14 protein-coding genes, 1 pseudogene and 1 riboswitch are annotated in these 18,233 nt (G+C 68.3%); of the genes and pseudogenes, 6 read left to right on the forward strand and 9 right to left on the reverse strand.

Going from position 1 to position 18,233, the window contains the following annotated elements:
• Positions 1 to 280: 280 nt before the first annotated feature.
• Positions 281 to 1,987: a hypothetical protein gene (locus LZC94_15070; GenBank protein ID WXB18549.1), complete on the reverse strand. Its 1,707-nt coding sequence runs from the start codon at positions 1,985 to 1,987 to the stop codon at positions 281 to 283.
• Between the two features lie 35 nt (positions 1,988 to 2,022).
• Here LZC94_15070 and LZC94_15075 point away from each other — a divergent pair, with 35 nt between their 5' ends.
• Complete coding sequence (locus LZC94_15075) at positions 2,023 to 3,375, forward strand: hypothetical protein (protein ID WXB18550.1); 1,353 nt, start codon at positions 2,023 to 2,025, stop codon at positions 3,373 to 3,375.
• A 30-nt stretch (positions 3,376 to 3,405) separates the two neighbouring features.
• Here the strand turns inward: LZC94_15075 and LZC94_15080 are convergent, their stop codons facing one another.
• Together LZC94_15080 and LZC94_15085 are read right to left on the reverse strand one after the other, a co-directional pair.
• Complete coding sequence (locus LZC94_15080) at positions 3,406 to 4,083, reverse strand: TMEM165/GDT1 family protein (protein ID WXB18551.1); 678 nt, start codon at positions 4,081 to 4,083, stop codon at positions 3,406 to 3,408.
• A gap of 294 nt (positions 4,084 to 4,377) precedes the next feature.
• Positions 4,378 to 5,796: an alpha/beta hydrolase gene (locus LZC94_15085; GenBank protein ID WXB18552.1), complete on the reverse strand. Its 1,419-nt coding sequence runs from the start codon at positions 5,794 to 5,796 to the stop codon at positions 4,378 to 4,380.
• Between the two features lie 116 nt (positions 5,797 to 5,912).
• On the opposite strand from LZC94_15085, the gene LZC94_15090 reads away from it, so the two are divergent.
• Positions 5,913 to 6,557 carry a hypothetical protein gene (locus LZC94_15090; protein WXB18553.1) on the forward strand — a complete coding sequence of 215 codons (645 nt, stop codon included), beginning with the start codon at positions 5,913 to 5,915 and terminating at the stop codon, positions 6,555 to 6,557.
• On the opposite strand, the gene LZC94_15095 is transcribed toward LZC94_15090, so the two are convergent.
• Positions 6,481 to 7,125, reverse strand: coding sequence for a TetR/AcrR family transcriptional regulator (locus tag LZC94_15095; GenBank protein WXB18554.1), 645 nt, complete (start codon positions 7,123 to 7,125; stop codon positions 6,481 to 6,483). The two genes, LZC94_15090 and LZC94_15095, sit on opposite strands and share 77 nt — an antisense overlap.
• 90 nt (positions 7,126 to 7,215) lie before the next feature.
• Here LZC94_15095 and LZC94_15100 point away from each other — a divergent pair, with 90 nt between their 5' ends.
• On the forward strand, positions 7,216 to 7,635 hold the full coding sequence (locus tag LZC94_15100) for a nuclear transport factor 2 family protein (GenBank protein ID WXB18555.1): 420 nt from the start codon (positions 7,216 to 7,218) through the stop codon (positions 7,633 to 7,635).
• A gap of 24 nt (positions 7,636 to 7,659) precedes the next feature.
• On the opposite strand, the gene LZC94_15105 is transcribed toward LZC94_15100, so the two are convergent.
• Complete coding sequence (locus tag LZC94_15105) at positions 7,660 to 8,313, reverse strand: cysteine hydrolase (protein ID WXB18556.1); 654 nt, start codon at positions 8,311 to 8,313, stop codon at positions 7,660 to 7,662.
• Position 8,314: 1 nt separating this feature from the next.
• Positions 8,315 to 8,710, reverse strand: coding sequence for a hypothetical protein (locus tag LZC94_15110; protein ID WXB18557.1), 396 nt, complete (start codon positions 8,708 to 8,710; stop codon positions 8,315 to 8,317).
• A gap of 291 nt (positions 8,711 to 9,001) precedes the next feature.
• Here LZC94_15110 and LZC94_15115 point away from each other — a divergent pair, with 291 nt between their 5' ends.
• Complete coding sequence (locus LZC94_15115) at positions 9,002 to 9,904, forward strand: LysR family transcriptional regulator (protein WXB18558.1); 903 nt, start codon at positions 9,002 to 9,004, stop codon at positions 9,902 to 9,904.
• A 56-nt stretch (positions 9,905 to 9,960) separates the two neighbouring features.
• Here the strand turns inward: LZC94_15115 and LZC94_15120 are convergent, their stop codons facing one another.
• The 3 genes from LZC94_15120 to LZC94_15130 all read right to left on the reverse strand — a co-directional run bounded on the left by LZC94_15120 (position 9,961) and on the right by LZC94_15130 (position 15,135).
• Positions 9,961 to 11,400, reverse strand: coding sequence for a hypothetical protein (locus LZC94_15120; GenBank protein WXB18559.1), 1,440 nt, complete (start codon positions 11,398 to 11,400; stop codon positions 9,961 to 9,963).
• 2 nt (positions 11,401 to 11,402) lie between these two features.
• A complete protein-coding gene (locus LZC94_15125) occupies positions 11,403 to 13,322 on the reverse strand; it encodes a hypothetical protein (protein WXB18560.1) in 1,920 nt (639 codons plus the stop codon).
• A gap of 79 nt (positions 13,323 to 13,401) precedes the next feature.
• Positions 13,402 to 15,135, reverse strand: a complete 1,734-nt coding sequence (locus LZC94_15130; protein WXB18561.1) for a hypothetical protein — start codon at positions 15,133 to 15,135, stop codon at positions 13,402 to 13,404.
• Positions 15,136 to 15,519: 384 nt separating this feature from the next.
• A riboswitch (cobalamin riboswitch) is annotated at positions 15,520 to 15,634 on the forward strand.
• 334 nt (positions 15,635 to 15,968) lie between these two features.
• Here LZC94_15130 and LZC94_15135 point away from each other — a divergent pair.
• Both LZC94_15135 and LZC94_15140 read left to right on the forward strand, forming a co-directional pair.
• Positions 15,969 to 16,336 (forward strand): annotated as a pseudogene (locus tag LZC94_15135) (5-methyltetrahydropteroyltriglutamate--homocysteine S-methyltransferase).
• A gap of 420 nt (positions 16,337 to 16,756) precedes the next feature.
• Positions 16,757 to 18,232 carry an AI-2E family transporter gene (locus LZC94_15140; GenBank protein ID WXB18562.1) on the forward strand — a complete coding sequence of 492 codons (1,476 nt, stop codon included), beginning with the start codon at positions 16,757 to 16,759 and terminating at the stop codon, positions 18,230 to 18,232.
• Position 18,233: the final 1 nt, after the last annotated feature.

Raw genomic sequence — 18,233 nt, forward strand, 5'->3', positions numbered from 1 at the left:
GCTGCGGGTCTCTCGCGTCGCGTCGGTGCTGCGGGCCTCTCGCGTCGCGTCGGTGCTGCGGGCCGCTCGCGTCGCGTCGGTGCTGCGGGCCTCTCGCGTCGCGTCGGTGCTGCGGGCCTCTCGCGTCGCGTCGGTGCTGTGGGCCTCTCGCGTCGCGTCGGTGCTGCGGGCCTCTCGCGTCGCGCCGGTGCTGCGGGTCTCTCGCGTCGCGTCGGTGCTGCGGGTCTCTCGCGTCGCGTCGGTGCTGCGGGCCTTGGGCGCTTTTCGTGGCGGGACGCGGTTAGGGGCTTTTCGTGGCGCCGGTGCGGGCGAGCAGCGACCGCGCTTCTTCGTGGCGCCCGAGCTTTTGCAGGGCGAGGGCGCGCAGGGTGAGCGAGTCGGGGAAGGCGTCGGGGCGCGCCGTCTCCGGCTCGAGGAGGCGCGCGGCTTCGGCTGCGTCGCCGGCGCCGAAGGTGGCGGCGGCCAGATCGTGGACGAGCTCGCGCAGGTTGCGTTCGCCTTTTGCGCCCGCGAGCGCGGCGCGAAAGGCGCGCTGGGCATCGGTGAAGCGGCGGAGCTCGAGGAAGACGGTGCCCAAGTTCTGCAAGGCCGCCGCGCGGTCCACATACGCGAGAACACCGGGCCAGGGGGCGAGCGCCGCCTCGTACTCCTTGGCGGCGGAGGCGAATCGTTGCGCCTGGCGCTCGACCTCGCCCAGGTAGAAGTGCCCCTCGCGGCACGCGGGCTGCGCGGACACCTCCGCGCGCCACAGCGCTGTGTCGCTGCCGAATCGGCTGCCATCGAACAGGGTGATGCCGGCGAAGAGGAGACCTACGCCCAAGGCCGCGGCGTTGGCCCGCCCCACGCCGTTCGGGCGGGCGCTCTGGCGCGCATCGAGGCGCTCCATCGCCTCGGCCGCCAACATCGACGCGAAGGCGAGCGGCAGGTACGCATAGTGCGGCGACCACCAGCGCATGATGGGGACCAGGTGCAGCGACGGCAAAATGGAGAGCGCGAGCAGGAGCGCGGGGCCGCGCCTTCGAAGGGCCCATCGCACCACGGCGAGCGCCACCGCGAGGCCCAAGAGCGACAGCGGGTGCCAGGGCGGCACGATGCGAAAGGCATCGCAAATGTGGCGGTCGACCGGAAAGAAGACCGCCCCCGCGCTCTTCGCCAGGGCGCCAAACCGCGTCCCCAGCGCGTCGAGCGCCGCGAGCGGCTCGTGTGCCGCCCGCCACGAGGGCGCAAACCGCAGTCGCAAACCCAGCGCCCCGGCGAAGGCGAGCGCCTCCGCGATCCAAAGACGTCTCCTGGAGGCCCGCGCCCCGTCCCGCGCATCGGCGCCCCGCGCATCGGCCCCCCGCGCTGCGTCCCGCGCCGCGCCCCGCGCATCGGCGTCCCGCGCATCAGCGTCCCGCGCATCGGCCCCCGGCGCATCGGCGCCCCGCGCTGCGCCCCGCGCACATGTCCACTCGAGCGCCACGATGAAGGCCGGCGCGAGCACGAGGGCCACCTCCTTGCTCAACGCACCGAGAAAAAGCGCCAGGGCCGCGAGCAGCGGCTTCCCGCGAAGGTGGGCGGCCACCAGCCCCAAGAGCGCGACCACGATCATCGCCTCCGAGCGAAACGCAATGACGTGGGCCGGCAGCTGAGCGACCGGATGCACCGCAAAGAGCACCCCGGCGACGGTCGCGGCCCGCCGCGAGAGCCCGAGCGCCTCGGCCGCGGCGACGACCATCACCGATGCGGCCGCGTGCCACCCGAGGTTGACCGCATGAAAGGCGAGGGGAGCACCCACGAGCGCATCGATCGAGAGCGACAGCGCCATGAGCGGCCGATAAAATCCGGTGCCCGCGAAGCCCTCCGCGAACAGCCCGGCCCACCGCGAAGGCGGAGCGATCGCCAATTTTTCCTCGATGTGCGCGTGATCGAGCCACACGAACCCCGCGCGCAGCGCCGCGGCATGCGTGAGGAGCGCACACGCCGAAACGAAGAGCCACCGCCCCATCGCGCGCAAGTTACCACGATCGACGGAGGCGCATCGTGAGCTTCCGATCGCGGCAGCTCCTGATCCCATTGGCCATCGGCATCGTTGGCGCAGCCGCCATCCTCGCGGTTCGCGCGCGGCACACCTCGGACCCTTCCACCGCGCCCGAGCCGCCGGCCTCCTCCGGATGGACACCGCCGCCGGCGCCAGGACCGCGCGGCCCGGTGACCGTAAGCCTGTACGACGATGGCGCGCCGCTCGCCGATCGCTGGGTCATCTTTCACGATGCCACCGGCGCCGTGATCACGGAGGCCAAGTCCAACGAGGCCGGCAAAGCCACGGCCGACGTGCCGCGCGACGCGATGGTCACCGTCGCCTACGGCACCAGCATCCGCCAGCTCGTCACCATCACCGGCGTTCAGATGGGCGACGAGCTGGTCGTGGGCGAAGAAGAGGACGAGGGCGAGGCGGCGCGCGTGGTGAACACCGCCCGCGTGACCCTCCCGGGACCGCAAAAGAACGCGGCGCGCTACACGGTGAGCCTGGGCGTGGGCGCGACCGAGGTGGCCAAGCTCGAAGGGCCGCTCCCGCTCCCCATCGCCAAACGCTTCGTCGCCGATGGCGAAACCTTCCCCGTGCTCGGCGAAGCCATCGACCCAAAGGGCGAGCCGATCGCCTACACCTTGGGCTCGGGCAAGCTCCCCAAGCCCGATGTGCGGCTCCCCGCCTGGAGCACATCGTTCCGCGCGCTCACCTTCGTGTTCTCCGATCTCCAAGAGGGCATGACCTCGGTCGATGGCGATCTGGCCATCGTCGCGCACGAGAACGATCGCTTCGAGCGCCCGCGCCGCACCGCCACCTTGGCCGAGGACGCGTTGCTTCGCTTCTCGGTGCCCCGCGCCCTTCGCGGCAATGTCACCTACCGGCTCGAGTTCTCCTATGGAAGCTCGCCCGACAAAGCCGTCCTCTCCCAAAATGTGGTCACGATGCCCGACACCACGCCCCTTCACCTTCGCGAGGCGCTCTTGCCGCGCGTCTCGTCGGCCACCGTCGAGCCCACGGACGACATCGCGCGCCCGGTCGTCCGCTACCGAATCGCAGGCGATCCCTCCGCGGCCGATGCCGCCGTCGTTCGCCTGGCATGGCCGGAGACGCGCGAGCACCTCTGGACGTTTCTCACCCCGCCGGCCGGCCCCGCCCGCGTTCGCGCCCCCGAGCTGCCGGCCCACCTGGCCGACTGGCGTCCCTCGACCAAGGCCGTAACCGCAGCCGCGGCCCTCGTCGAGGCGTCCTTCTACGCGGGCTTCGACGACGTTCGCCACGAGGGGCTCGGCGAAATCTCCGAGGACCCCAAATCCGACGAGCCCCGCTTCTTCCGCTACTCCGCCACCGGCGATCTCACGTTCTAGCGCGAGGTTCGCGCCGCGGGGTTCGCGCCGCTACACGAGCCCCACGAGCAACGCCGCGCCCAGCCCCGCAAAGATCACGGCCGCGACCCGCTTCGTCAGGTTGGCGTCGAGCAGCTTGCCCGCCCGATTGCCCACGAGCACCGCCAGCGCCGCCACCGACCAGAGCGCCAAGGTCGCGGCGCCGAACACGAGCAGCGGCGCCTGGTAGCGCGCGGCGAGAGCCGCCGTTCCAAGCTGCGTGAGATCGCCCCACTCGGCGGCGAACACCACGCCGAACACCGTTCCAAACGATCGCCAAAACGTTGGAGCCTCGGCGCGCGCATGCCCGGAGCCCTCGCCCGCGGCCTCCTTCTCCTCTTTGCGAAGCCACATGAACACCGCCGAGGCGAGAAACAGCAGACCGGCGCCGATGTGGACAGGCCGGGCCGGCAGCAACGCGAGCAGCCCGCCGGCCGCGACCGCCACCACGCTCTGAATCGTCAATGCCAGCGCCGTTCCAAGGAACACCGGGGCCGGTTTGTGCCGTGTGGCGAGCACGAGGGCCGCAAGCGCGGTCTTGTCCGGAAGCTCGGCGACGAAGATCACGCCGAAGACCGAGAGAAAGACCGAAAAATCCGACAGCGGAGAGGCGGCCGAGGCCGACGAGACGGCAAAAACGGAAGAAACAGAAGAAACGGAAGAAACAGAAGAAGCGAGGAGAGCGGACATCGCGGAGCCTTTCGTGCCGACCGAGATGCCTGCCAAACGTCAGGGGAGCGTTCGAAGGGCACACGAGACCTCGGCCAGCGTAAACCTGACGGTTGCTGGTCGAAGGTCTCGTTCGCCTCGTGCGAGGTGGGGGACCGGGAGCTTCCGAAGAAGCGCCAGTGTGTCGATCGCCCCGCGCCGCGGGATGCGGCGGAACTACTCCCCTTGCGTGCCGCGTACTGTATGCGAGTTCGCGCCTTCGTCAAGGTCGACAGTTGCGCCGCCGCGCTCATGCGCACCCGCCCGTTCGGTGGCCTACCCTCCGTGGGCGCGAATCCACGCGGCGAGCGGACGCCACGCCCGCTGCGGCGCCTCTCGGCCGTACAAGATGTCCCCGTGACCGAAGTCCTCCGCCTCGCGCTCCACCGGGAACCGGCGCAGGACGAGGGTGGTCACGTCCGTCGAGCCGACCCGGGTCGTCGAATACAGACCGTGATCCCCGAAGCCGCCCGCGGTCCCGATGTAGAAGAGCGGCACGCGAATGCGCTCGAGCGGCACGTCCACGGGCAGGGGGCCTTCGTTGCACCAAAGCGCATCGAGCTCGGCCCCTTCACGCATCGACTGATGGAAGGCCCCGCCCGCAAACCAACGCGCCACCACGTCCTCCGACGACTCGCGAAGCCCGATCACCTTTCCCCGCTCGATGACACCCGAGGCCAGATGGTAACGCGGCGCATACAGCGGCGGGAGCGGCTCGAACAGTCGGTACGTCTGCCCCACCATGTGCAAGAGGGCCTCGCGGTTGGTCAGCTGCAGCGCCTCGAAGTACGGGGAAGGGGCGTTCGGCGCCGCCAGCGCGCGCCCGCCCAAGTCGAGCACGAAGCCATTGTCCGCATCGACGATGCCGTCGGCCAGCGCCTGGCGCTCGAAATCGCGGCTGTTGCAGGCGGCTTTGCGCAGCGCCTCGTCCTCGGGCGCGATCGCGGCGTACACGTCGAGCGGCACCAGCCCTTTCACATGGCGCTCCCGCGCGGGGCGCTTGGCCTCCGTCGAGGCATAGGCATAGGCGAGCTGCCCTCCGTGTGAAAATCCCGACAAGATCAGCTGTCCGGCGCCGCCGCCGGTGGCCGCACGTACCACCCGGGCGATCCCGAGCGCCCGCCCGATGTCGTCGATCTCCTGCGCGACCCCCATGTCCCCGAAGTCCGACGTGTCGGTGCTCGTCGCGGGCACCCGCGCCCAGCGCCGATCGACACCCCACACATCGATGCCGCGCTCGGCCAGGTACACCGACAAGCCCGTGCCGGGCGAAGGCGGCGATCCGAGCGAGGGCGCAAAGTTGGTGACGAAGGTGGCAAAATCGCCGTGCAAGAGCAGCACGGCGTCGCGCGCGGGGCGCGGTTGCCAGGGGCGAATTTCCCGCGCCACCCGGTGAATCCGTAGCTTGGCGTTGGGGGTCTCGCCCACGGAGAGGACGAAGGCATAGTGGTACACATCGCCCGCGACATGCTCGCGCGTCAGCTCCGTGATGGGCGCTCCCCCCGTGCCGAGCACTCCGCCCGCGCCAAGCGCAAAAGGCAGGGCCGCGCCCTCGGTCTCGGACCGCTCGCCGGACACCCCGGCCTGTGCGCGGTCGGCTTCGCGGATCCCCTGCGGAGACTCCGATTCGGATGCGGCGCTGCAGCCGCCGAGCACGGTGAGCGCCATGGCGGTCAAGAAACCCAATCGGTTCATGAAGAGCCCTCCTGTCCCCAACGTTCCGAGCGTCCCCTCGGACCCCCGGGCAAACCCCAAATAGTAAGCATCTCCCGCGCACCTCGGAAGCCCTCGCGTGGTAGACCGTGCGCCGAATGCGTCGTTTCGTCGTCATCGGTCAGAAGGCCACCGCGTCCCCCGACTTTTCACTCCTCGACATCGCAGGAACGAGCGGCCGCCTCGATGTGCTCCTCCGCTGCATCCGCGCCGCGCTCCTCGTTTCACACGGCCTGCGCGGTGATACGGTCCTGTACCTGGTGTTGCTCGGCGGCCCGCGCGCACCCCGGGCGCTTCGGATCGAGGGCTCCATCGTGCGCTTCCTCCGGCCCGACGAGCGCACCCTCGGCGTCTTGCTGCAGAAGGCCCTCTCCGTACCCTCCGGCGAGGACGTGGCCGGGGCCGGCGCGTTCGTTCCGCTGAGGCGCGGCATTTCGGTTGTGGACGGCGGGCTCGAGGCCGTGCTCCACGATATCGGTCCTGCCACCTACTACGTCCTGGAGGAGGGCGCGCCCGACGTCCGCGGCGCGCGGCTCGACGTGGAGAACCCCGTCTTCGTCCTCGGCGATCACCAAGGCTTCGACCCGCCCACCCGCGCGCGCCTCGCCGAAATCCAAGCCGCCGCCCTCGGCCTCGGCCCCGTGAGCATCCACACCGACGACGCCATCACCGTCGTTTCGAACGAGCTCGATCGGCGCCTCGCGGACCGCGGTGCAAATCCAGCACCCGCACCGCGGAGCTGACCGCGCGCACCAAGTCTTCGCGCGTGATCCCGTCGCGCGCTTGCAGCGATAGCCCCTGCATCACGGTGGCAAAGTGCATCGTCAGAGCCCGCGTGTCGGTGCCTTGGGCGAGCTCGCCCTCCTGCACGGCCCGATCGAGCCGCTCTTGGAGCCGCGCCGCGGTCTCGGCGCGAATGCCGATCAAAAGGCGGCGCAGCGGCTCGTTCTCCGGCAGCACGTTCACGACCCCCAGGATCAAAAGGCACCCCCCGCGCCCGGGCGCGGCCAGGACGTTGTCGACGCTCTGGAGCAGCATCCCCTCGACCGCATCGCGCACCGAGCCGCCCGCGTCCAGCGCGCGAAGCGTGCTCGCGCCCACCGTACCCCGATACAGCTCCACCGCCTCCCGAAAGGCCTCCTCCTTGGAGCCGAACGCCGCGTAGAAGCTCGGCGGGTTGATCCCCATGGCGGCCGTCAGATCCGTGAGCTGCGCCCCCTCGTAGCCCTTGGCCCAAAAGACCTCCATCGCGCGATGAAGCGCGTGCTCACGATCGAACGTGCGCGGTCGCCCTCGGTTGGAAGTGCTCATGGTTTATGTAGTAAAAAATACATAAACCCATTGACCTCCGCCGGCAAGGGCCCATCATTGTGTAGTAGCAATGACAGAAATGAGGAGCCCATGCCGACCGACGTGACCCGCGCGATCATCGACGACTATTTCACCACCTACCGAGCCTGGGGCGATCCCGAGGACACGGCCGCCTTCTTCAGCGACGATGCCGATTGGGACATCCCGGGCCCGGTCGAGCGCGCCTTTTGGATCGGCCCCCGCAAAGGCCGCGCAGGGGTCGCAGCGTTCATCCGCGACCTTCGCGCGGCCATCGAGCCGATTCGTTACGAGATCAAGTCCATCGTGGTGGATGGAGACACGGCCGTCGTCCTGGGCGAGCTGAGCTCGCGCATCAAGAGCACGGGCAAGGTGTTCGAGAGCGAGTTCGCCACCGCGTTCACGATCGCCGATGGACGCATCGTCCGCTACCGCATGTACGAAGACGGCTACGGGTTGGCGCGCGCCTGCGAGCCCGACCCCGCGCCCTGACGGCGTCGAGACCGCGGATGGCGGTCAGTCCGCGCGCGCAGCCTGGCCGAGGTGCTCGCGGAACGAGGTCACGCTGGTGACGATGGAGTCGCCCGCGAAGTTCAAGCTGGCCACGGAGCGCTCGGCGGCCGCGTCGTGGCCGCAGCCACAGGCGTCGCGCACGATGACCGGAATGATCCCCAGATCGGCCGCGTGGCGGGCGGTCGGCTCGATGCCCACCTCGATGGCGAGGCCGCAGATGGCCACCGCGCGAATACCGCAATCGCGCAGCGCCATGGTGAGCGGCGTGCCTTCGAAGGCCGACATGGCGAGCTTGTCGAAGATGGCCTCGTTCGGCCGCGGCTCGAGCTCGGGGACGATGTGGAAGCCCGGCGTATCGCGGAGAAACCAAGGCTTGACCAGGTCCGGATGGTCGACCCGCTGCCAGGCCATGGCCATGCGGTACTGAAAGGAGCCCATGAGCTCGCGCGGGAGCGAGAGGTGGCGCGTGAAGAAGGTGCGCATGTTCACGCGCCGCGCGGCCTCGAGGACCTCCGCCACCTTGGCGACGACCTCGGGGCCGTTCTTCACCTGGCTGACGATCCCGACTTGCATATCGTAAACGATCAGCGCCATTTCACGCGGGTTGCAAATGTCTTCCAAGTTGCGCGGAATGGTGAGCCCGAATGCCTCGTTCATATCAGGCCTCGCCGCTCACGCCGTTCGAGCTATTCGAGCCGTTCGAGACGGATTGGCCCCGCGACCATTCCAGCTCCGAGTCGGGCATTTTGACCCGTTCGAGGCTCGCTTGGTCGAACATGGCTTCGAGCGGGAAGGGGACGGTGACGGGGATGTAGAACCATTCGAGGTATCCGGCTTTGGTCATCGGGAAATCGGCCAAGATTCGTTTTGCCGCCTCCACGTTCTCCACCTCGAGGACGATGACGACCCCCGGCTCGTCGACCCTCGAATAGTTTTCGCGAATGATGCCTTGCTTCCAGAGCCTCCAAGCGTGGGCGACTTCTTCGGCCAGCAGCGGCTTGATGGTCTCCATCGTCACGCCGGGTCGGAATCGATCGTACGTAATCACCTTCATCTGCGTCTCCTCAGCATTCTTGGGGACGGCGAAAACTCGTCCCACGTTACCTATAGCTCATCCGTAACGATATGGGCATCGATAATTGCCATAGCAAGCATCGATGACACGAATGGAGGCTCGCGGCCCATGGGCCACCGAGCATCGATGGCGTGCATGCCAGGTATGGGAAGTATTCATTCCCACTTTGCAAAGTCCCCCGCCTAGGGTGCACGCCCTGCGCCTTCGCGGCCGACCGCGCTTGACAGCTGGCGAGGTCCGGTGCCCTTTTCGGGGATGCTCCTTCACGGCATGGATATGAACCTCATCGTCGCTCTTCGCGCGCTCCTGCACGCGCGCAATGTCACGCGCGCCGCCAAGAGCGTGGGGCTCAGTCAATCGTCGATGAGCCATGCTCTCGGCCGCTTGCGCGCCCACTTCGACGACGCCTTGTTGGTGAAGGTGGGGCGATCCATGGTGCTCACGGAGCTCGGGAAGTCGTTGATCCCATCCGTGGATTCGGCCGTCGCGCAGCTCGAACGTGTCTTCGTCCGCCGCGAGAAGTTCGACCCGCTGACCGCCGAGCGCACCTTTCACATCGTCGGCACCGACAACCTCGAGCTCTACCTCTTACCGAGGCTCATGGCCCTGCTCGCGCGCGAGGCCCCGAAGATCGATCTTCGCGTGCACCGCCTCCCGGACGACTGGGTCTCCGTGCTCGAGCGGGGCGACGCCGACTTGAAGCTCGGGCGCAAATACAAAATTGCGCCCACCTTGCGGAGCCAGGATCTCTTGGAGGAGCGCTTGGTCTGCGTGGTTCGAAAGGGCCACCCGATCGCGAACAAGAAGCGCCTCACCGCGGCCGAATACGCGGCCCTCGCCCATGTGGTCGTCGCCCCGTGGCTCGCGCTCGGCAGCCCCGCCGTGAGCGTGGTGGACGAAGCGCTCCTCAAACATGGCCTTGAGCGAAGGGTGGTGCTGACGGTGCCGAACTTCCTGGTCGCGCCCTTCGTGGTCGCCCAGAACGATCTGGCGCTCACCGTGTCCGAGCGCCTCACGCGAACGTTCGAGCGCTCCCTCAAGCTCGAAATCATCGAGCTCCCCATCCGCTTGGCGCACTACAAATTGACCCAAGTGTGGGCCGAGCGCGCCAACGACGACGATGGCCATCAGTGGCTCCGTCAAACCATCGTGCGCGCGCTGTCGAACGCGTAGGCGCGCCCGTTCGACGCGCGCGCCCGTTCGACGCGCGCGCCGTCATGACCTCGGAGCTACTCGCCGATCTGGCGCCGGATGATCTCGGTGAGCTGCTCGGGCGGGGAGCCCAGGGCCCAGAGGTAATCGGAGAGAAAGCTCTGACGCAGGCGCGTGCGCCCGCTCGACGGAAAGCGCGCCGGGTTGCCGAGGATCGCCTCGCTGGTGAGATCGGTGGAGGCGTGCTGGTGGCAACCGATGCAGTTGGTCTGCGCGTTGTGCGCGCCCCGCTCGATGGACGGGTTGCTGCACCAGGTGGGCGCAGACGCGCCCCCGTGCACCGCCTCGAGCGCGTCGCCGAGGGAGCCCTCGTAGCCGCCGCGCGGATCGGGATCGCGCTCCTCGTACGAGGTCACCACGCACATTTTGTAGTGCGACCAGGGCCCGCCCAGCCGCCGGATCGCCTCGGGCCGGTCGGCGCCGAAGTCGCTGTCGGGATCGGGCGACCACCACAAGGTGATCCAGAGCCACTCGCGCAGCTCCTTGGTCATCAGGTGCATGCCCGCCAGCCGGTAGCTCGCGCGATCGGTCAGCCGAATCGTATAGATCTCCGTTGGGGCAGGCGATGCGCTGCCGGTCCCCGCGCCCCAACCCCCGTCATCGACCTCGCCGCGCAGCCGGCCGGCGAGCGCCTTGGCCGACGTCTCGTACACGGGCACGTTTTGCCCGAAGTTGGCGCGGCTCCACGACGTCTTCACCACCGCCGCGTCGGGGGGCATCTCCTCGCCCAAGCACGGCGCAAAGCTGGTGGGCGAGGGGACCGGATCGTCCGTACGCGGCGTTCGGCAGTCGCGCGTGTGCGCGTAGCTCTTCATCAGGTGCGCCACCGCGCCCGGGCTGTATGACACGCGCGCGTTGCCGCCGATGCCCTCGAGCGCCGGGCCGTCGACCACCAGCGCGAGCCGGTTGGCGTAGTCGCTGCCCGAGGCCGAACCGCGCGACCTCGCGTTCTTGGCGAGCGCCGCCGCGATGGCATCGTCGCCGAGCGCCCGGCGTTTTTCGCGGTCCTCGGGGCTCATCGCCGAAAAGGCGGTGGCGAAGGCGCGCTCGAAATCGTCCTTGCCATACCACGTGCGAAACGCCGGCACCTTCGCCGCCGCGCCGCTGTCGCCACCGTCTCCCCCATCGCGCGCATCGGCACACCCCGCATCGAGCGGGAGCGCCTGCTCCGCGATGGCCACCGGCGCGAGCGCACGCGCCACCGCTTCCCAGGCGGCGGCGCGCCGCGCCTTGATGGAGCCATCGAGCTCCGTGGTTCGCGCGCGGAGCCCCCGATCCGCGGGGTACGGCGCCGCAGGGCCCAGCATGGTGCGCTCCATGGGCCGCAGCGGGTTCTCGTCGCGTGCGACCGACTCATCGCGTGCGACCGACTCGCCCCCACCGCCAAATCCCGAGCACGCGGCCCCCCACCCCGCGAGCGCGATCGCCGCCACGCCGATGGCCGTACCGGAGCGCACGACTACGGGCTCTCGGTGGGCGGACGCCGCAGCGCCACGTCGGTCGCGGCCACGTATTCCTTGCGATTGGCCACGTCGCGCACGGTGAAGTAGAGCCACCCATCGGAGCGGAAGTGCGGAAACAGCGCGAACTGCCCCGGCTTCATCCGCGTCACCCGCAGCTTCTCGCCGGTGACGAAGTCCGCCAGGTAAATGTCGCTCGCGGGCGAGCGCCGGTAGGGCGCATAGTCCGCATCGGACGCGAAGTCGGCGCGGGTCAAGTAGTGGTATGTCACGAGGAACCGCTCGTCGTACGAGAAGTTCGCCTTGGCGCCCGGCATGCAAATGCGGCCCGCCTCGCCGAGCACGAACGAATAGCCCGTATCGTTCATCGTCGCCGAGACCCGCCGGATCGTATATCCGAGCTGCATGTCTTGGCCATTGACGTTTCCATTGACCCGATTGGCCAAAAGCTTCGACGTGGGCGACATCATGGTGTCCCCTTCATATGGCGTGCGCACCCGCACCGTTTGCCCGATGCGGTAGCCGGAGCCATCGACCGAGCCGCCCGTGAGCACGTGGATCTCCTGCGCGGCATCGGGCCCGGCGCTCGGCTGCGTATCGGTTTGAACGCTGTAGCCCCCGTTGTCGCCGACCCACGCGCTGTTCACCACGAAGCGATCGCCCAGCGAGTTGTCGCCGATTTGCTGGCCGACGGTTTGATACAGGCTGTTGCTCCCCAGCCCCGAGCACGAAGCTTCGCGGAAGCTCACATAACGGGTGCGCGGATCGGTGAGCAAGCTCTGGCCACAGATCGAGAGCCCGCGCGGCGTCGCTTGAAAGAGGAAGCCGGTGTTGTCGGGGTAGAAGCTGGGATCGTACGAGGCGTTGAGCCAGATGTCGCGCGTGCGCGGCCCCGCGGGATCCAGCGCCGCCGCCAGATCGCTCACCGCCGCGTGGTAGCCGGCCGGGCCTCCGCTGGAGACCCCGGTGCCCACGAAGCGCCCATCCGCGGAGCTGCGCGTCCAGAAGCTGCTCTCGAAGGCCCAGGTGCGCAGGATGCGCACGGTGGTCCCGGCGGCGGCCCAGGTGCTTCCGTAGGTGGTGGTCTTGGCGTCCGGGAAGATGTCCTTGCCGTTGTACTGCTGCTTGAAACAGTCGAGCGGCGCGCTCCCCGCGGCGCACGCGAACATGGGCATATGGTTGTCGCGGTTGACGGCGGCCCACCCCGTGGTGAGCATGGCCCGGGCGTGGTTCTTCAAGTCCGCGAAGTTGTCCACGCAGGTGGTCGGCTGGCCGTCGGCCGGCACCAGCTCGTCCAGCTTGGGCATGCCTTGCTCGACCCACGTGAGCACCGCCTCGTACTCGGTGGCCGTGAGGCGCTCGTAGGTGGGATCGATGGGCATCCGCACCTTCTCGCGGAAGGATGCATAGTCGTCCTCGCTCGCGAACAAGCTGGCCAGGAGCTTGCTCTGCGCGAGCGTCTTCGGGTGCCGCTCGGGGTTGACTTGGGGGCCCACCCCGAAATGCGCGCCGCCCGCCAAGAAGCCAATTTTGTCCGGCACGAACGGCGAGCCGGGATCGTTCGGGTTGCGGCGAAGTTGATTGACCCGCTGCGCGGCTGGCTTCGATGAATCGCGCAAGGTGGCCATGGTCGCGCTGTAATGCGCCGCCCACTTTCGCAGCGACGTTCGGTTCACGTCGTGGCAGCGCGTGCACTGCTCCCGCCGTCCCTCGACCTTGCCCAGCGCGGCGAGGGCCGCCCTCGCCAGCTCCTCGGTCGTCAACGACGCAGCCGCGATGCCGACGTCCTCGTCGCCATGGCGCGCGTCGCCCTCGCCGGACTTGGACGGCGCCGAGGAGCACGCGGAGACCAGCGGCAAGGCGAGCGGCAGCGCGAGGAGCGCCGCGCGCGGCGTCTTCGTGAAATGTGCAAACTGCATGAATCGTGTCGAACGGATGAATCGCGTGAATCGCATGATGGGTTGCGTCCTGTCGGAAGGTCGTCGGAGAAGGGACGGGCTAACGGCTGCCGCGCGGAACATCGTCGAAGATGCAGCCCGCGCTTCGGGGCGCGTTGCCGCACGCCACGATATGGTCGGTGGCTTTCTTCCACTTCGACGTTTGCCACGATGCTGCGTCCCACATGTCCACGTTGGTCGGCATCCAGTGCGATTTCTTGAACGAATTTTTGTACGAGTCGGTCACCTTGGCGAAGAACGGATCGGTGTCCACCGAGGTCGCCGTTCCCCACGCCGAGAACTTGCTCATCATGGTGGTGCCGGCCACGCGGTGGCACGTGGTGCAGGCGGAGGCCTCCTCGCTCACCAGCTGCTGCCCGATCGACCAGCCGGAGCCTTGCGCGTCCATGTTGACCACGGAGTACGGCGCATCGAGCCAGCTGATTGGAAAGTCCGGGTGCTCGCCCATCTTGGGAACGATGGTGTTGCCGTTCTTGCGGAGGGCGCCATCGATCCAGGGGCTATGGATGTAGGCATCGGCCGAGTGGCAGCTGCCCATGCAGTAGCCTTTGGGCGTATCCCAAACGTTCTTGGACTTTTCGAGGTCGGCCGGGTGCGAGACGTGGGCGCCGTCCTTGGTCAGGCCCAGCTTGTTCTGGAAGAAGCACGTCTTGCCCGTCTTGGGGTTGTGGCCAATCATCGCCATATCGCGGAAGGTCTTCGTCTTCAGCATCGCGCCGTCGGTGGTGTTGCCGACGTTGGCGGCCACGTCGGCCGCGCGGCAGAGGAGCACCCAGTGCGTGCCCTTGTCGTTCTTGGCCGTGCTCACCGTGGGGCCGGGCTCGCAGGCGCTAAAGAGGTTTTGCGGCTTATCGCACTTGGTGACGCAATCGTAGTTGGCGCTGGTGTCGTAATCGTAATGCCCCTTGTTTCGGTCGCACTTGGTCTTGGGCACGTCAAAGGCCGTGAGGGGGATGAGGGCGCCCTCCACCTCGGGCAGCGCCGAGCCATCCTCGCCGTTCTTGAAGTCGCGGCAGTCGTAGGTGTCGTAGCGACCATCGCTCTTCTTTCGAAAGAAGGGGATCTCGCCGAGCTCCGCCACACAGAGCGCCGCGTACTCCTCCATGCTATCGATGCGGACGCCTTCGCGCAGCTCGCGCACCTCGCGCACCTCGCGTGCCGCGCGTGGCCCGCCCGCACCGGCATCCACCGCCGCGACGTGCCGATCCAAGCTCGCGCCCCCGAGCTCGCGCCGCCCGAGATCCATCGCGTACCACAAGGTCGTTTGCACCTTCGCCTGCACCCGCTCGCCTTTGAGCACGCACCCTTCGACGATCGCGTCCGTACCCTTTTGCAGCTCGTCGCGCATCGTGTCGGTGATGGGACCCGTGAGCCACACCTCGGAGTCGAACATGGTGCGCAGCGCCAGCAGCTCTGTGGCAACCTTGGGCCCTTCGAAGCGCACCGTGCCCGCACGCCACACGCCTTTGCCCGCGGCGGTGTCCGGCTGCGACGCGAGATCGGTGCACGCGAGATCGTGTTGCGTTTGCTCCGAGAGGGTGCCGCGCCGAACGCGAACGAAGAGACGTTCGTCGTCTTCGAGCGGACGGTTGGTGCTCGCATCGACACGCTGCGCTTGCTCGTCGTACGTGAGTCGCAGCCCGAGCCGATTGCGAAGTCCCGTGACCTTCTCGTGAGCCTCGGAACCCTCCGGAGGCGCGTCGGGCTCCGTGCTGATCGAGCAACCAACCCCGGTGCCCGCGCACGCCGCCGCGGCAAGAACACCTGCGAGCACGAACCCCAGACGCCCCTCGGGAAGACGCGAAAGAGGCAGTCGCGAAAAACGAACGAAACGCGCAAAGCGCGAAATCAGAAGAGAACGCTTCAATCGCACGATGGACGGGACCTCCACGCGCGGCGAACGTGCGCCGGCGTCGTTGGCGGATGGATGCGGCCCCCCAGACCCGCGCGTAAAAGTACGGCGTGCCTGTGCACGCAGCGTGCCGCTGCCTGCTAATGGCCACTTACGAGGAACGCCAGTTATCCTTCTTGGACAATCTTGTCCATGCGGATCGTCGAGTGTGGCTAAAATGTTTTGCTGGAACTTAAATGAGTCCACCCACTCCCACCTATCCTGCTGGCGCGAGCTCGCGCCCATCCATACGGCTGGCAGTCGGACGAGGATCCGGTGCGAATCCGGGACTGCCCCGCAGCGGTAAGCGGGCGATGAAATGGCGGTCGCCGTCTCCGCCATACCGAACCGCGCGCTCGGCATCGCGCCGCGCCCGGTGATCCCCGGGCCGGTGACGTTTCTCCTCGGGTCGAAGCTCGCGCCCGGTCATGCGCCAGGCGCCTCCACGTTGGCTGCGCTGGAGGACCTCCTGCTCATCTACGAGCAGCTGCTCGCCACCCTGGCGGCGAAAGGTGTCGCGTGGGTGCACCTCGACGACCCGTACCTGGTGCTCGATGGGGACGCGCGCGTCCATGCCGCGCACCGGCGGGCGCTCGCCAGCCGTCGCGCGTGGTCGCGAACGAGGAACCCCGCGGTGCGCGCGGGTCGCGGTCGTGGCCAAGAGCACGCACGCGCCTCGCACCACCCCGAGCGGGCGCGAAAGCAGCGCGCGGTTCGAGCTGCCGCTCTTGCCCACCCCGACCGTCGGCTCCTTTCCGCAGACCGGCGATGTGCGGGGAGCACGGGCCGCATGGCGCGCGGGGCAGCTGGACACCGCGGCCTATGAAACGTTCCTGCGCGAGGAGACGCAACGCTGCATCGCCAAGCAGGAGGAGCTCGGGCTCGATGTGATCGTGCACGGCGAGTTCGAGCGCGCCGACATGGTGGAGTACTTCGGCGAGCAGCTCGAGGGCTATGCCTTCACCGAGCAGGGTCGGGTTCAGAGCTATGGCTCGCGTTGCGTCAGCCGCCCATTCTCTACGGCGATGTCGCGCGCCCCGAGCCGATGACGGTGGCTTGGTCACGCTACGCACAATCGCTCACCAGAGGTCGCCGATCTCGAGGCGGCGGGCATCTCGATGATTCGAGTCGACCAACCGCCATCCGCGAAGGCCTCCGCTGCGCCGCGGCGATTGGCGCGTGTACCTCGCGTGGGTGGTCCATGCCTTCCGCCTCGCCACCGCGGGGGCGCGATGAAACGCAGATTCCTACGCACATGTGCTACTCGGAATTCGGGGCCATCCTCGAGGCCATCGCGGCCATGGATGCGGATGTCGTCCCCATCGAGACATCGCGCTCCCAAATGGAGCTCTTGGGGACTTCGGTCACTTCCGCTACCCGAACGAGATCGGCCCAGTGTCTATGACATCCACTCGCCGCGGGCCCCCACCCGCGAGGAGATCGTCGGCCTCCTCGCCCGCGCTATTAAGGTGATCCCCGTGGGCCGGCTCTGGGTGAACCCGGATTGCGGGCTCAAACGCGCGGCTGGCCCGAGGTCGAAGCCGCGCTCGGCCATATGGTCGCCGCCGCCCGCGAGCTGCGCGTAAAAAACCGCGCATCCGTAGCCCCGCCCGGCGCCTCGCCCGGTCCGGTGTACCGCGCCGGCGGTACATTTCGCGCCGGTTGGTACGGCTCGTTGGTACACCGCACCATCGCGGGCGAGGCTTTTTGCGGTACACGCGAGCGGCGCGGATTGGCATATGAATTGATTCATCGGGGGGGATGCATCCACGAAAACGAGGCCCGCCGTCGAAGCGTCAAGGTGCGCGCGCGCAACGTCCACGCGTGCACCCGCGTCGAAGCGGCGGCGGAGGAATTTGACGCCGCGCGCGCATGCGACCATTCTCGGCCCATGCCGCGCGGTACCTTGCAGTGGATCACCCTCGCGCTCGTCGTCGCCGCAGCATGGGCGTGTTATCCGATTTGGCCGGCCCTGCTCCTCGGCATTTGGGCCGCGACCATGGCGCGCCCTCTGCTCGAGCGCGTCTCCAAGATCACCGGAGGGCGCAAGCGCGCGGCCGCGGCCCTCACCGTCCTGCTCGTGCTCGCGCTGGTCGTGCCCATCGTGGTCGCGGTGGTTCCACTGGCCCACGACGCGAGCACCCTGGTCGCGAAGCTGTCCAAATCGGAGGGCGCCCAGACCGCCCTTCGTGCCCTGGTCTCCAACTCTTCCCCCACCGGCGATCCCGAGGCGCCCCCGGAGCCTTCGACCGATCTTTTCGTCCCCGTGAAATCGCTGCCGGGGCTCACCGACCTCGTGCGCGAGCACGGCGCCGCGGCCATGCGCGTCGCCGGGCAGCTGGCCGGTGTTTTCGCCAACGCGCTGCTCCTCTTCTTCCTTTTCTTCTATGCAACCTACACGTTTTTGACCGACGGCCCGGATCTCTACACATGGTTCGAGTCGCACATGCCCATGGCGCGGCCTCACACGAGGCGAATGGCCGCCGCCTTCAACGAAACGGGCCGAGGTCTCCTCGTGGGCGTCGGCCTCGCGGGCTTGTCCCAAGGTCTGGTCGCCACCGTCACCTATGTGGCGCTTGGCATCCCACGCGCGTTGGTGCTGGGGCTCCTCACGTGCGTCGCGTCCCTGTTGCCCTCGGTCGGGACCGCCCTCGTTTGGGCGCCGGTGGCCGTGGGCCTCGCGCTCAGCGGCCGTACGGCGGCGGCGATCATCATGGCGGTGGTCGGGGTGGCGGTGGTCGGCAGCATCGACAACCTGCTTCGCCCCGTCTTCGCGCGTTATGGACAGCTGGAGCTCTCCACCTTTGCACTCCTGATATCCATCTTTGGCGGCCTCGCCGCCTTTGGCGGCTGGGGCGTCGTCCTCGGACCGCTCCTTTTTCGCATGACGAAAGAAGCGCTGGCCATCCTCCGCGAGGGCCGCGCGCGCGATGTCCCGGCGCCCGATCCCCGTGTGCGCGATTCCGACACCGAAACCTAGA

This window comes from Sorangiineae bacterium MSr11954 (genome assembly GCA_037157815.1).
Lineage (GTDB): Bacteria > Myxococcota_A > Polyangia > Polyangiales > Polyangiaceae > Pendulispora > Pendulispora albinea.

Bases quoted from the DNA above. Each gene is read 5' to 3' on its own strand.
- LZC94_15070 (WXB18549.1), bottom strand. From the start codon at position 1,987: ATGGGGCGGTGGCTCTTCGTTTCGGCGTGTGCGCTCCTCACGCATGCC.
- LZC94_15080 (WXB18551.1), bottom strand. From the start codon at position 4,083: ATGTCCGCTCTCCTCGCTTCTTCTGTTTCTTCCGTTTCTTCTGTTTCT.
- LZC94_15085 (WXB18552.1), bottom strand. From the start codon at position 5,796: ATGAACCGATTGGGTTTCTTGACCGCCATGGCGCTCACCGTGCTCGGC.
- LZC94_15090 (WXB18553.1), top strand. From the start codon at position 5,913: ATGCGTCGTTTCGTCGTCATCGGTCAGAAGGCCACCGCGTCCCCCGAC.
- LZC94_15095 (WXB18554.1), bottom strand. From the start codon at position 7,125: ATGAGCACTTCCAACCGAGGGCGACCGCGCACGTTCGATCGTGAGCAC.
- LZC94_15100 (WXB18555.1), top strand. From the start codon at position 7,216: ATGCCGACCGACGTGACCCGCGCGATCATCGACGACTATTTCACCACC.
- LZC94_15105 (WXB18556.1), bottom strand. From the start codon at position 8,313: ATGAACGAGGCATTCGGGCTCACCATTCCGCGCAACTTGGAAGACATT.
- LZC94_15110 (WXB18557.1), bottom strand. From the start codon at position 8,710: ATGAAGGTGATTACGTACGATCGATTCCGACCCGGCGTGACGATGGAG.
- LZC94_15115 (WXB18558.1), top strand. From the start codon at position 9,002: ATGGATATGAACCTCATCGTCGCTCTTCGCGCGCTCCTGCACGCGCGC.
- LZC94_15125 (WXB18560.1), bottom strand. From the start codon at position 13,322: ATGCAGTTTGCACATTTCACGAAGACGCCGCGCGCGGCGCTCCTCGCG.